General features: G+C 71.1%; 12 protein-coding genes. 8 read left to right on the top strand and 4 right to left on the bottom strand.

The annotated features are described in order from the left end of the window. Positions 1–2 precede the first annotated feature (2 nt). Entirely contained in the window at positions 3–1,385 is a 1,383-nt protein-coding gene (locus tag ACO06I_RS20785; protein WP_421934524.1) for a hypothetical protein, read from the bottom strand. A 110-nt stretch (positions 1,386–1,495) separates the two neighbouring features. On the opposite strand from ACO06I_RS20785, the gene ACO06I_RS20780 reads away from it, so the two are divergent. Together ACO06I_RS20780 and ACO06I_RS20775 are read left to right on the top strand one after the other, a co-directional pair. After that, the gene (locus tag ACO06I_RS20780; protein ID WP_421934523.1) at positions 1,496–2,347 is read left to right on the top strand and encodes a GNAT family N-acetyltransferase; all 852 of its coding nucleotides are present in this window, start codon (positions 1,496–1,498) and stop codon (positions 2,345–2,347) included. Then, positions 2,347–3,105, top strand: coding sequence for a PIG-L family deacetylase (locus ACO06I_RS20775; protein ID WP_421934522.1), 759 nt, complete (start codon positions 2,347–2,349; stop codon positions 3,103–3,105). Before ACO06I_RS20780 ends, ACO06I_RS20775 begins: the two co-directional genes overlap by 1 nt. Here ACO06I_RS20775 and ACO06I_RS20770 read toward each other — a convergent pair. Next, positions 3,059–3,421, bottom strand: a complete 363-nt coding sequence (locus ACO06I_RS20770) for a hypothetical protein (RefSeq protein ID WP_421934521.1) — start codon at positions 3,419–3,421, stop codon at positions 3,059–3,061. The two genes, ACO06I_RS20775 and ACO06I_RS20770, sit on opposite strands and share 47 nt — an antisense overlap. Then, positions 3,418–4,494, bottom strand: a complete 1,077-nt coding sequence (locus ACO06I_RS20765) for a glycosyltransferase family 2 protein (protein WP_421934520.1) — start codon at positions 4,492–4,494, stop codon at positions 3,418–3,420. The genes ACO06I_RS20770 and ACO06I_RS20765 overlap by 4 nt, the downstream gene beginning before the upstream one ends. Positions 4,495–4,604: 110 nt before the next feature. On the opposite strand from ACO06I_RS20765, the gene ACO06I_RS20760 reads away from it, so the two are divergent. The 6 genes from ACO06I_RS20760 to ACO06I_RS20735 all read left to right on the top strand — a co-directional run bounded on the left by ACO06I_RS20760 (position 4,605) and on the right by ACO06I_RS20735 (position 11,229). Then, a complete protein-coding gene (locus tag ACO06I_RS20760) occupies positions 4,605–5,642 on the top strand; it encodes a dehydrogenase (RefSeq protein ID WP_421934519.1) in 1,038 nt (345 codons plus the stop codon). Positions 5,643–5,668: 26 nt separating this feature from the next. Further along, complete coding sequence (locus ACO06I_RS20755; RefSeq protein ID WP_421934518.1) at positions 5,669–6,394, top strand: methyltransferase domain-containing protein; 726 nt, start codon at positions 5,669–5,671, stop codon at positions 6,392–6,394. A gap of 118 nt (positions 6,395–6,512) precedes the next feature. Then, positions 6,513–7,352 (top strand): ABC transporter permease, encoded by an 840-nt coding sequence (locus tag ACO06I_RS20750; protein WP_421934517.1) that lies wholly within the window; start codon positions 6,513–6,515, stop codon positions 7,350–7,352. Then, entirely contained in the window at positions 7,349–8,104 is a 756-nt protein-coding gene (locus tag ACO06I_RS20745) for an ABC transporter ATP-binding protein (RefSeq protein ID WP_421934516.1), read from the top strand. The genes ACO06I_RS20750 and ACO06I_RS20745 overlap by 4 nt, the downstream gene beginning before the upstream one ends. Before the next feature lie 54 nt (positions 8,105–8,158). After that, positions 8,159–10,018, top strand: coding sequence for a hypothetical protein (locus tag ACO06I_RS20740; protein WP_421934515.1), 1,860 nt, complete (start codon positions 8,159–8,161; stop codon positions 10,016–10,018). Further along, on the top strand, positions 10,015–11,229 hold the full coding sequence (locus ACO06I_RS20735) for a glycosyltransferase (RefSeq protein WP_421934514.1): 1,215 nt from the start codon (positions 10,015–10,017) through the stop codon (positions 11,227–11,229). The genes ACO06I_RS20740 and ACO06I_RS20735 overlap by 4 nt, the downstream gene beginning before the upstream one ends. Here the strand turns inward: ACO06I_RS20735 and ACO06I_RS20730 are convergent. After that, positions 11,226–12,422 carry an MFS transporter gene (locus ACO06I_RS20730; RefSeq protein ID WP_421934513.1) on the bottom strand — a complete coding sequence of 399 codons (1,197 nt, stop codon included), beginning with the start codon at positions 12,420–12,422 and terminating at the stop codon, positions 11,226–11,228. The genes ACO06I_RS20735 and ACO06I_RS20730 overlap by 4 nt on opposite strands. Positions 12,423–12,461 lie beyond the last annotated feature (39 nt).

Here is a 12,461-nt window from a genome sequence, read left to right as displayed (position 1 = left end):
GGTCATCGCCTCAGCAGCCGGCGGACCTGGGCGACGGGGGGATCGAGCGCCAGGTAGAGCAGGCCGGTCAGGGCCGCCAGGTCCAGGAAGTAGAGATAGCGGTAGTCGCAGGCGATGGAGATGGCCAGGAAGCTGCCGGCGAAGGCCAGGCTGGCGGCCAGCATCGCCACCATGACCATATCGGCCCGGTCGCGGCGCAGCAGCAGGACGCCGGCGGTCAGCAGGGCGGTCACCGCATAGCTGAGGTGCGAATAGAGCGGCCCGTCCAGGAACCAGGTCCCATAGTTGTAGATCGCCCGGTCCGAGGCGTCCTTGCCGCCGGCGATCTCAAGCTTCTTGAGGGTGTCGGCCGGCCCGTCGACCCCGACGAACAGCGGCAGGCAGGAATCGATCTTCGGCGTCAGGAACACCCAGCGAAACACGTCGAGACGGTGGGCCAGATAGGCGCGGGGGTGGTGCAGCACGATGTCCAGCCACTGGTCGCGCACCACCTGGTCGCTCTGGCGCCACAGCACCGCGCCGACGGCCGGGTCGGCGTCCAGATAGTCGATGCGGACCGGGGTGTAGAGCGGCGCGCCCCGGGCGCGGATCACCAGCTGGGCCTCCGGGTCGGCGGCGTTGAAGACCCGCAGCTGCAGGGTGGGATCGTGGGCCACGGCGCCGATGATGTCGTACTGCTCCAGGATGCGGACGCCGACGCCCGAGGCCTTGTCGGGCCCGGCCTTGGCCGGCTGCGAGGCCACGCCGATCAGGTGGGAGGCCACGACGATCACCAGCAGCGCCCCCAGGCCCCAGGCCAGGCTGCGCCGCCAACCCTCGCCGCGCACGGCCCAGGCGATGGCGAGGGCCGCGAAGAGGGCGAGGATGATCCCGTTCTGGCGGACCTGGGCGGCCAGCGCCAGGGCCAGCAGGGCGCCGGCCAGGACGATCCAGGGCGGCCGGCGCGCGGGCCAGCTCACCGACGCCCGGGCCAGCAGGAAAAAGCCGCCGATGCCGAGGTTGGCGAACAGGATATCCTTCCAGACGATGCCCTGGAAGACCAGGATGGCCGGCGAGGCTACCATCAGCAGGGCCACCGGAACCGCCGCCCAGGAGGCCCGGGGGCGCAGGCCCCGCAGGCCAAGCAGGCTGGCGAACAGGATGAATCCGCTGGCCACCAGATAGAGGCCAGTCCCCGGCACGATGGAATCGAAGATCGCCAGCACCGAGGCGTAGGCCGCCGGGCCCCAGGTCTCGCGGGTCCCCATCCGGCCCTCGAAGAGCTGGGAGATGGAATCCGGCGACAGGTGGCCCGGCATGGCGCCGGCCAGCATCAACAGGAACCCCGCGATCAGCAGGCCGCGAACCACGTCGTCGGCGGTTAGATCCAGACTCCGTCGCGGCATGCGCCAAGCTCCCCGTCCCGCCTGAGAGGTAGGGCGCGCGGAGGGCGATGAGAAGGTGCAAAAAAGCGTCCGTTGCCGCGACGCAGCGACGCTTCCATGATCGCCCCCGCATGACGACCCCGGCAAACCTCCAGATCCGACCGACCGGCGCGGCCGCCCATGAGCTCGCCGCCTATTCGGACCTGCTGCAGAAGGTGTTCGGGGCCGCGGAGAAATTCTCGCCCCAAGCCCTGGCCTGGCGCTATCGCGACAATCCCGACGGGACGGTGCTCGGGTTCGACGCCTGGGACGGGGAGCGGCTCTGCGCCCACTACGTCACCTGTCCCACCACCGCGCGGATCGGCGCCGAATCGGTGCGCGGCCTGCTGTCCCTGAACACCGCCACCGACCCCGTCTATGCCGGCCAGGGCCTGTTCACGCGCCTGGCCCAGGCGACCTACACGGCGGCCGCGCGTGAGGGATTCGGCTTCGTCATGGGGGTGGCCAACGCCAACTCCACCCCCGGCTTCCTGCGCAAGCTGGGCTTCCAGCTGGTGGCGCCCCTGGAGGCGGGCCTGCTGCTGCGCCGCCCCAGCCGGTTCGAGACCGGCGACACCGGGTTCCGAATCGACTGGACCCCGCGCCGCCTGGCCTGGCGGCTGGCCAATCCGGCAGCCACATACGGGGTGCGGGACCGGGCCGGCCTGACGGTGATCTCGGCGCCCACCCACCTGCCTATGGTCCGCTGCGCGGGCTTCGTCAGCGAGGGGCTGGTGGAGGCCCGCGGCCCGGCCCTGGGCGCCAGCCTGTTCATCGGCCTGGAGCCGCGCCTGGACCTGAAGGCGCTGGGCTTCCTGCGGCTGCCGGAGCGGTTCCGCCCCTCGCCGCTCAACCTGATCTACCGGCCCCTCAACGCCCCGGCGCCGGCCAGCCTGGACGCCGCCCGCACCGCCATCGGCTTCCTGGACTTCGACCCCTACTGATGGCCATCGCCTACATCCTGGCCCATTTCGACGACGAGTACTTCGCCACGCCGCTGATCCGGCGCCTCGTCGACATGCAGGCCGAGCAGAAATTCCTCTATCTCGCGGACTACGCCAGCCCGGCGCACTCCGCGCGACGGATGGCGGAGACACGGGCCTATCTGGCCGACCTCGGGGTCCCGCCGGAGAACGTGATCCATGTTGGCGCGGGCTCCGGCGCCCTGGACGGCGCCGTCCACCGCCACCTGCCCCGGCTGCGGGACCTGCTGGCCGGCGAGCTTGCGCGGATGGGCGAGGTCGACCGCCTGATCGTCACCGCCTGGGAGGGCGGCCACATGGACCACGACGTCTGCGCGGCCCTCGCCGTCGCGGTCTCCGACGGCGCGCCGGTGGAGCAGTTCAGCCTCTACAACGGCCCGCGCCTGCCGGGCCGCCTGTTCCGCGCCGGGGCGCCCCTGGCGGAGAACGGCCCACCGATTCGCGTCCGGCTGTCCTTGCCGGCGTGGCTGGCCTTCGCGGCCGGGGTGCGGCGGTTCCCGTCCCAGACCCGGACCTGGCTGGGGCTGTGGCCGGCGATGTTCGCCACCCATCTGGCGCGCGGCTTCGGTTATCAGTCGCTTCGCCCCGCCCGCGTGACCGAGCGCCCGCACGCGGGGCCCCTGCTCTATGAGCGGATGTACGGGGTACCCTATGCCGAGATCGCCGAGGCGATCAGGACGGCCTGGCCTGCAGGATCACCAGGAAGCCCGCCAGCATGAGGCCGTAGCCCACGGCGAACTTCCAGCTCGCCGGCTCCTTGAAGATCACCCAGGCCATCAGCGGCACCAGGGCCGAGCCGAGGATCGAGAAGGCGTAGGCGGTGGAGAGCGGGGTGCGCGTCAGGATGTAGAACCAGACCAGCGCCGTCAGGCCGTACCAGCCGAAGGCGCCCATCAGGGGGAAGTTGCGCAGCAGCTTCCAGGGCATGGGTCCGGCGATCTGGGCCTGGTAGAGGGCCGCCCACTTGAACAGCAGTTGGCCGATGGGCAGGGCGACGGCGAAGCCCGCGCAGAGCAGGTAGTCCAGGGCCTTCACGCCCCGTGCTCGCCGGCTTCCATCTGCGCGATGGTGCGCAGATAGGGGTGGATGGGCCGCGACGGGGTGTTGAGCACGTCGAAGTTCATGGCCTGCAGCAGCATCTGGGTGCCCACGATCACCGGCAGGGCGGCGGCCATGACCACGCCGGCCGAGGCGGTGTGGCCGGGCGCGCGGGTGGCCAGCCAGTGGATGCCGTAGGTCGCCCCGAAGGCCAAGAACAAGGTCCCGAAGATCAGTTCCAGGGTCGCGGCGTGGAAGTCGCGGACGAAGTACTGGCCCATCACCCTCTGGCAAAAGTTGGTGAAGTGCTTGAGCGCGAAGGGGCCGACGATGGCGCTGATCCGCAGGTTGCTGACCTCCTCGCCGTAGCGGGCCGGGATCGGCACGTCGCGCACCACCGCCCGCAGGGTGCCCAGGTGGTAGAGCAGGTCGGTCTCGAAGAAGAACCGCTGGGAGACCCGCTTCTCCATCACCCGGTCGGCGACGCAGGCCTCGATGGCGGTGAAGCCGTTGGTGGGGTCGAAGACGTTCCAGTAGCCGGTGGAGACCTTGGCTGCGAAGCTGAGCGCCGCGTTGCCGAACACCCGGACGCCCGGCATGGCCTTCAGGTGGCTGATGGAGGTGAAGCGGTTGCCCTTGGTGTAGTCGGCCTCCCCCAGGAGGATGGGGGCCACCAGGTGGGGGATGTAGCCCAGGTCCATCTGGTCGTCGCCGTCCACCTTGACCAGCACCCGGGCGCCCCGGCGGATGGCCTCGGCGTAGCCGGCCAGGACGGCGCCGCCGACTCCGCGGTTCTTGGACAGCCGCACCACCACCACCCGGGGGTCGGAGACGGCGGACTCGATGAAGTCCCCGGAGCGCTCGGGGCAGCCGTCATCGACGCAGACGATGCCGTCGGCCCAGGCGGGAATCTTGGCGATCACCTTCAGGACATGGTCGCGCACGCGGTAGCAGGGGATGACGATCCAGGTGCCCGAGCCCTCCAGGCTGGGCAGGCCGGGGACCGGCGCGACGACGGGCCGGGCCGAGCGGGCCTGGACCATGGTGGCGTCGGGTGGCGTCGGCGGCATCAGGCGTTTTCCCCTATGCTGGTCGGCTAGCATGGCTCCCGGCGGTTGCAAAGCGCGCGGCCTGCGACTACCCCCGAAGCCGACCTGACGTCCCTCAAGCGGCGAGACACATGCCCCACCACCTGGTGCGCGCCCGCGCGCCGCTCCGGCTCGGCTTCGGCGGTGGCGGCACCGACGTCTCTCCCTATTGCGACGAGCATGGGGGGGTGGTGCTGAACGCCGCCATCGACCTCTTCGCCCATGTCAGCCTCGAACGCCGCGACGACAGCCAGGTCCGCCTGGTGGCCGCCGACCGCGAGCACTACTGGAACGCCGGGGCGAGCGCTCCGCTCCCCACCGACGAGCCCCTGCGGCTGCTGAAGGGGGTCTATAATCGCTTCATGGCCGACCACGCGGGCGGGACGGCCATTCCCCTCACCCTGACCACCTACGCCGATTGCCCACCGGGCTCGGGCCTGGGATCGTCCTCGGCCCTGGTGGTGGCGATGGTGGAGGCCTTCCGCCGGTTCCTGGAGGTCCCCATGGACGCCCAGGCTGTCGCGGCCCTGGCCTTCGACATCGAGCGCCGCGAGCTGGGCCTGGCCGGCGGCCACCAGGACCAGTACGCCGCGGCCTTCGGCGGCCTGAACCTGATGCACTTCCAGTCCGGCGATCGGGTGGACGTCGATCCTGTCGAGGTCGATCCGGCCGTGATGAAGGAGCTGGAGGCCTCCCTGGTGCTCTATTTCACCGGGGTCTCCCGGGAATCGGCCTCGATCATCGACGAGCAGACCGCCAATATGAAGGCTCACGCGCCCAAGTCCCTGGAGGGCCTGCACGAGCTGAAGGCCGGGGCCTTCGCCATGCGCGAGGCGCTGCGGGCCGGCGACCTGCCCCGCTTCGGCGCCCTGCTGGACTCCGGGTGGACCGCCAAGAAGCTGACGGCCGCCAAGATCTCATCGGCCAAGATCGACGAGGTCTATGAGGCCGCCAAGGCCTTCGGGGCCTTCGGCGGCAAGGTCAGCGGGGCCGGCGGCGGCGGCTTCATGATGTTCCTCATCGACCCCACCAAGCGCGACGGCCTCAAGCGCCTGCTGGCCAGCTTCGGCGGGGCCGCCCAGTCGGCGCGCTTCGCCGATGTCGGCGCCGAATCCTGGGTGGTGCGGTGAGCGGCGAAAACGGCTAGAGCCGAGACGTGAAAGAGCTCTCCAAGTCCATCGTGCGGCGCATGGCCGACCCCAACTTCGCCCGGCGCTGGTTCGTGGGCGAGGGCCTCGACATCGGCGGCAAGCCCGACCCCCTGTCGCTCTACGCCCCGTTCTTCCCGGCCATCAAAGGGGTGCGGGTCTGGGACTGGGAGGACGGCGACGCCCAGCAGCTGGCCGGCCTGGCGGCCGAGAGCCTGGACTTCGTCCATTCCAGCCACTGCCTGGAGCACCTGGTCGATCCGGTCGAGGGACTCGCCGCCTGGTTCCGGGTGATCAAGCCCGGCGGCTTCCTGGTGGTGACGGTGCCGGACGAGGATCTCTACGAGCAGGGGGTCTTCCCCTCCACCCACAACCGCGACCACAAGTGGACCTTCACGGTGCTGAAGAGCCGCTCCTGGAGCGACAGGTCCATCAACCTGGTCGAGCTGCTGTCGGGCCTGGGCGAGGCGGCCGACATCGAGCGGCTGGCCCTGCTCAATTCCACCTTCCGCTACGACCTGCCCCGCTTCGACCAGACGCTCACCCCCATCGGCGAGTGCGGCATCGAGTTCGTGGTGCGCAAGCGCACGGCCCGCGAACTGGCCTATGGCGGCCTGGTGCGCGACACCGTCCAGCCGGCCGCGGCCGACCGGCGCCACTTCAACCAGTACCGGGCCGACCACGCCCACATGAAGACCAGCCCGCCGCCCTTCCAGGACGAGGGCGAGCTGTAGCCGGGCGGTCCGAGGAAAAGCGCCGGAATTTCGCGGATTTCCTGGAGATTTGCGGCCCCGCGCCACGCTTGCGCCGCAAAATGCGACCTGTTACCAGCGGCCCCGGTCGGGAGAGTTGATGCAAACCTCGGAACACATGCTGCGCACGGGCCGTCACGGCGCCCTGCACGAATTCGGCATGGCGTTCGCCGACCTCAAGGCCTCGACGAAACGCATCGACCTGGCCTGGTCGCTGGCTTGGCACGACATCGTCTCGCGCTATCGCGGCTCGATCCTGGGCCCCTTCTGGATCACGCTTTCCATGGGCCTGATGGTCCTGGGGATGGGCTTCCTCTACGCCGAGATCTTCAAGGTCCCGATCCAGGAATACATGCCCTTCGTGGCGCTCGGCATCGTCTTCTGGGGCGTCATCGTGGGCGTCATCACCGAGGGCTGCGACACCTTCGTCCACGCCTCGGGCATGCTCAGCCAGACATCCCTGCCGATGTTCACCTTCGTGTGGCGCACGGTGCTGCGCAACCTGATCACGCTCGCCCACCACCTGGTGATCGTGGTCGTGGTGCTGTTCTGGTTCGGCTACTGGAAGGTGGCCAACGTGCCCATGGCCCTGCTGGGCCTGGTGCTGCTGATGCTCAACGTCTCCTGGGTCAGCATGGCGGTCGGCATCGCCTCGGCCCGCTTCCGCGACGTGCCGCAGATCGTCGGCTCGATCATGCAGTTCGCCATGTTCATGACCCCGATCTTCTGGCAGCCGGGCCGCATGAGCGGCGGTCGGGCCCACGCCCTGCTGGTGCTGAACCCCTTCTTCCACATGATCGACGGCATCCGCACCCCCCTGATGGGCGGCCAGTCGGGATCGGGGACCTATCCGATCCTGGCCCTGCTGGCGGTCCTGGGCTGGGCCGGCGCCTTCACCGCCTTCACCCTCACCCGCCGCCGGATCGTGCACTACCTATGAAGGGCCCGCAGGTCTCCATCACGGTCAGCGACCTGACCATGCGCTTCCCCGTCTACGGGGTGGACGCCAAGTCGCTGAAGAAGAGCCTGGCCACCGTCACGGTGGGGGGCCGCCTGGGCTCGTCCCTGACTGGGGCCACCGAGGTCACGGCGCTTTCCAAGGTCAATATCAAGCTCAAGGCCGGCGACCGGCTGGGGCTGATCGGCCACAACGGCTCGGGCAAGACCACCCTGCTGCGGGCGTTGTCGGGGGCCTATGAGCCCGACGAGGGCCAGATCGAGATCCATGGCCAGATCGCCTCCCTGCTGGACCTCAACCTGGGCATCGACGCCTCGGCCACCGGCTATGACAATATCCGCCTGCGCGGCCGCATCGCCGGCCTCACCGCCCGCGAGATCGAGGACAAGCTGGAGGAGATCGGCGACTTCACCGGCCTGGGGCCCTTCCTGGCCATGCCGCTGAAGACCTATTCGGCCGGCATGCAGGCGCGCCTGGCCTTCGCCGTGGCCACCGCCGTCGACGCCGACGTCCTGCTGATGGACGAGTGGATCGCGGTCGGCGACGCCCAGTTCCAGAAGATCGCCCACAAGCGGCTGCTGTCGCTGATGGAGCGGGCGGGCATCCTGGTGCTGGCCTCCCACGACATCGACCTGATCCGCCTCTACTGTAACAAGGTGATGGTGATGAAGGGCGGCGTCGCCTCGGCCGTCACCAGCGTCAAGAACCTGGACGACCTGCTCGCCGACGCCTGACGGCGCGGCCCGGGACTGCTAGACCAACGATCCCAGAGGCAGGCGCGAGACCCCGTGGACGTCGTCTTCACCATCGTATCGCGCAACTACGCGGCCCAGGCGGCGACCCTGATGCAGAGCCTGGCCGCGGCCGAGCCCGACCTGGCTCGCGTGGTCATCGCCACCGACGGTCCGATCGCCTTTTCCGACCCGGCCATCCGGGTGATCGAGGCCGGGACCTTCACGCCCAACTTCGCGGCGATGTGCGCCTATTACGACGCCCTGGAGCTGAACACCGCGGTCAAGCCGCACGCCTTCCGCGCCCTGCTCGCCGAGTCCGGCGTGACCTCGGCGGTCTATCTGGACCCCGACATCTTCGTCTACCGGCCGCTCGTCGAGGTGCGCGAGGCCCTGGCCCGCGCGCCCCTGGCCCTGACGCCCCACATGACCCGGCCCCTGAAGGGCGAGGCCAATCCCAACGACCACGTCATCCTGACCTCGGGCGCCTACAATCTCGGCTTCATGGCGGTGCGGAACGAGCCTCAGATCGAAGCCCTGCTGGATTGGTGGGCGGAGAAGCTGGAATTCGACTGCCGCGTGGACTTCGCCGCCGGCCTGTTCACCGACCAGAAGTGGATGGACCTCGCGCCGGGCCTGGTCAGCGATCTCGCCATCCTGCGGACGCCCGCCCTCAACCTGGCCTATTGGAACCTGGAGGGCCGGACCCTGGAGAAGACCGCCGACGGCTGGCGGGTGGACAGCGAGCCGTTGGGCTTCTTCCATTTCTCCGGCTTCGATCCGGCCCGGCCGGATCTGCTCTCCAAGCACCAGGACCGCATCAAGGTGGCGCCGGGCTCGCCGCTCGCCGAGCTGCTCAAGGACTATGCCGGCGCCATGCTGCGCAACGGTCACGCCGAGACCCGGACCATCGCCTATGGCCACCGCGGCTTCCCCTCGGGGCGGCTGGTGACGCCGGACGAGCGGCGGCGGATGCTGGCGGCGGCGCGGGCCGGCGAGCCCTTCGGCGGCGGCCTAACGGCTGCGGCGGAGGCCTGGCTCGACGCCCCCTCCGGCGAGAGCGCCCGCCAGCCGGTGGCCCCGCCGCCGGGGCCTTGGCTCGGTTCGTCGGAGGACCTGGTCCGCTGGCTGAGGGACACCTCGCCGGCCTCCGTCCTGGCGGCCATGCTGGCGGGGCGGCGGGATCTGCGCGACCGCTTCGCCGATGACGACAGGGGCCTGCGGGCCTGGCTGCTGGGGCCCGAGGCCCTGGCCGGCCGGTTCGACGCGCGCCTGCTGTCCACCGACATCCGCGACCCCGGCCTGGTGGCGCGGGCCGCCCGCTACGTGGTGGGCGAGGCGCCCGAGGCGCGCCTGCAGGTGGCCGCCTACGGCCTGGCCGACCGCGCCGGCTGGCCTCACGGCCTGACCGATCCCAGCCTGGAAGCGCCGGCGGCCCACCTGGCCCGGGGCCTGCCCTTCCCATGCCTGTTCCTCGACATCTGGGAGGACCGCGGCGACCTGCAGCGGCTGTTCCCCCTGGCGAGCTTCGGTCAGAGGTTCGCCTTCCTGCGCTGGCTGATCGGCGGCGGCCTGGCCGAGCTGGGGATCGATGTCGCCGCCCTTCCGGCGAGCGTCCGCAACCACCCGGTCTTCCGCCTCGCCCGCCTTACCGTCCGCCATGCCCCCCAGGTCCCGCGACGGCCGCCGGCGCTCGGCGCCTGCCCGACCCTGGTGGTGATGGAGCGCTGGGCCGAGGGGGCCGGCGCCCCGGTCTTCGAGGCCGCCACGACCCGGTTCCGCAGCGCCGCCGGCGGCCCCGCCCTGCCGCCCGCCCAGGTGGGCGAGGTGGTCTTCCAGACCGACCGGGGCCTGATCCCCGCCGACGCCATCGCCCTGCTGGCCCACGGGGTCGCCTGGCGCGCGGCCCGCGCATGAGCCCGGTCGCCGCCGCCCGCCGGGCCTGGCGCGGCCTGGTGCCGGAGTCCCTGCGCCGCGCCGCCCAGCCGGTTCTGAGCCGGGCGCTTGCGGCCTATGTCCGGGCCTCGGCCCGCGCCCCGCACGGGGCGGAGTCGGCCGACGGACCGATCCGGGTGGTGGGGTTCTTCGAGGGCTCCCACGGCATCGCCGCCTCCGCCCGCCTGGCCGTCCGGGCCTTCGAGGCCCTCGGGGTTCCGGTGGAGCAGGTGGACGTCTCGGCCGCCCAGCTCGACTGGCTGGGCAAGGCCGGCCCCGCGTCGGCGGCGGGGCCCTGGATCTTCCACCTCAACCCGCCCGAGCTGCTGGCGGCCCTGGCCTTCCTGGGCCCCAAGCGGGTCCGCGGACCCCGCTACGGCTACTGGGCCTGGGAGCTGCCCAAGGCGCCCGAGCTGTGGCTGAAGGACGGCGCCCTGGTGGACGGCATCTGGGCGCCCAGCGCCTACACCGCCCAGGCCCTGGCCGGCGCCGCGGCCCCCGTGCGGGTCGTGCCCCATCCCCTGTTCCTGGAGGACTACAGCGGCGTGGTCCCCGCCCTCCGGGCGCCGGGCTTCCTGGCGGTCAGCCTGTTCGACTTCAACTCCGCCGCCGCCCGCAAGAATCCGGAGGGGGTGATCGCCGCCTTCGCGCGCGCCTTCGGCGAGGACCCCACCGCCCGCCTGGTGATGAAGACCCAGAACGGCCACCTCTTCCCGGAGCACCTGGCGCGCCTGCGGCGCCTGGCGCCCACCAATGCGGCGATCGAGGACGCGGTCTGGCCCTACGCCCAGGTCAAGAGCCTGATCGCCTCGGCCGATGTCCTGGTCTCCCTGCACCGGGCCGAAGGCTTCGGCCTGACCCCGGCCGAGGCCATGGCGCTGGGAACCCCGGTGATCGCCACCGGCTGGTCGGGCAATATGGAGTTCATGGACGCCGCCAGCGCCCTGCTGATCCCCGCGCGCCGGATTCCGGTGGAGGACAGCCAGGGCATCTACAAGGGTCAGACCTGGGCCGATCCCGACCTCGACGCCGCCGCCGCTGCGCTCAGGCGCCTGCGCGCCGAGCCCGACCTGGCGCGCCGCCTGGCGCAGGCGGGCCGCCGGAAGGTGGCCGAACGCCTTTCGCCCCGGGCCTGGTTCACCACCCTGCCCGACGAGGTCAAACGCGCGGCGATGGCGGCGATCCGGGGCTAGTCCTTCACCGCCTTCCCGACGCCCATCAGGGCGAAGACCGCGACGGCCCCCACCAGCACCACCGGCACCATGGACAGGAAGACCTGATCGGCGCTGTAGCCCAACCCCCGCAGTTCGCCGGCGATCAGGGGGCCGGCGATGGAGCCCAGGCGCCCCACCGCGATGGCGGCGCCCGCGCCGGCGGCCCGCACCTGGACCGGATAGTAGATGGGCGCCAGGGCGTAGAGGACGTAGAGCCCTCCCACCACGGTGAAGCCCGCCAGGGCGGCGAAGCCGTTGATGGCCGGCAGGCCCGTCGACTGGGCCAGGCCGTACATGGCGCCGGCCAGGACCAGGAACACCCCCAGCAACGGCCAGCGGAAGCCGACCCGGTCGGCCAGCCAGCCGAGGATCAGGGCGCCCACGACGCTGAAGACATTGAAATAGAGTGAGACCACCGCCCCGTCGGCGGCCGTGAAGCCCTTGGCCACCACCAGGGTCGGCAGCCAGTTGAGCAGCAGGTAGGTCACCAGCAGGTCCAGGCCGAAGACCAGCCAGATCAGCAGGGTGGTGAGCGCCCGACGCTCGGAGAACAGGCCCCGGGCCAGACCGCGGTCGGCGGCGGGATCGTGCTCGGGCCTCGTCTCCGGCAGCAGGAAGATCACCACCGGGGTCAGCAGCAGCGGCAGGGCCCCACCGATCAGGAAGATGGTCCGCCAATCCAGGGCCTCGCCGCCGCCGCTCGCCAGCAGGGACACCAGCGAGCCCCCCGCCGGCAGGCCGCAGAACATGCTGGTGGTGGTGGCGGCGCGCTTGGAGGGGGTGCTGATCTCGGTGGCGATGGCGATCAGGTTGGGCATGGCCCCGCCGAACCCGATGCCGGTGAGCAGCCGGGCGACGGTCAGGGCCTCGAAGCTCTGGGCGAAGGCGGTGGCCACGGAGAACACCCCGAAGGCCGCCACCGAGACCGCCAGCACCGGCTTGCGCCCCACCCGGTCGGCGAACCAGCCGCCGGTCAGCGCGCCCATGACCAGGCCGATCATGGCCGCGCTGCCGGCCCAGCCCATCTGGCCGGGATTGAGGTGGAGCTCCGGCGCCATGTGCGGCGCCGAGACCCCGAAGGCCTGGATGTCGTAGCCCTCCAGGGCCGCGATGCAGAAACAGATGGCGACAATGAAGCCTGGGCTGAGACGCTTGGCGACCGCTGCGGTCATGACCGATTCCCCCGTTCGCAAATTCCCGGCTGGCAGGAA

Source organism: Phenylobacterium sp. (assembly GCF_965229015.1).
Lineage (GTDB): Bacteria > Pseudomonadota > Alphaproteobacteria > Caulobacterales > Caulobacteraceae > Phenylobacterium.
Note: the sequence above shows the minus strand (reverse complement) of the source record. Positions and strands in the feature narration are given on the sequence as shown.

Excerpts from the sequence above, each read along its gene's own strand:
- ACO06I_RS20785 (WP_421934524.1), bottom strand. The coding sequence starts at position 1,385 with ATGCCGCGACGGAGTCTGGATCTAACCGCCGACGACGTGGTTCGCGGC.
- ACO06I_RS20780 (WP_421934523.1), top strand. The coding sequence starts at position 1,496 with ATGACGACCCCGGCAAACCTCCAGATCCGACCGACCGGCGCGGCCGCC.
- ACO06I_RS20775 (WP_421934522.1), top strand. The coding sequence starts at position 2,347 with ATGGCCATCGCCTACATCCTGGCCCATTTCGACGACGAGTACTTCGCC.
- ACO06I_RS20765 (WP_421934520.1), bottom strand. The coding sequence starts at position 4,494 with ATGCCGCCGACGCCACCCGACGCCACCATGGTCCAGGCCCGCTCGGCC.
- ACO06I_RS20760 (WP_421934519.1), top strand. The coding sequence starts at position 4,605 with ATGCCCCACCACCTGGTGCGCGCCCGCGCGCCGCTCCGGCTCGGCTTC.
- ACO06I_RS20750 (WP_421934517.1), top strand. The coding sequence starts at position 6,513 with ATGCAAACCTCGGAACACATGCTGCGCACGGGCCGTCACGGCGCCCTG.
- ACO06I_RS20745 (WP_421934516.1), top strand. The coding sequence starts at position 7,349 with ATGAAGGGCCCGCAGGTCTCCATCACGGTCAGCGACCTGACCATGCGC.
- ACO06I_RS20735 (WP_421934514.1), top strand. The coding sequence starts at position 10,015 with ATGAGCCCGGTCGCCGCCGCCCGCCGGGCCTGGCGCGGCCTGGTGCCG.
- ACO06I_RS20730 (WP_421934513.1), bottom strand. The coding sequence starts at position 12,422 with ATGACCGCAGCGGTCGCCAAGCGTCTCAGCCCAGGCTTCATTGTCGCC.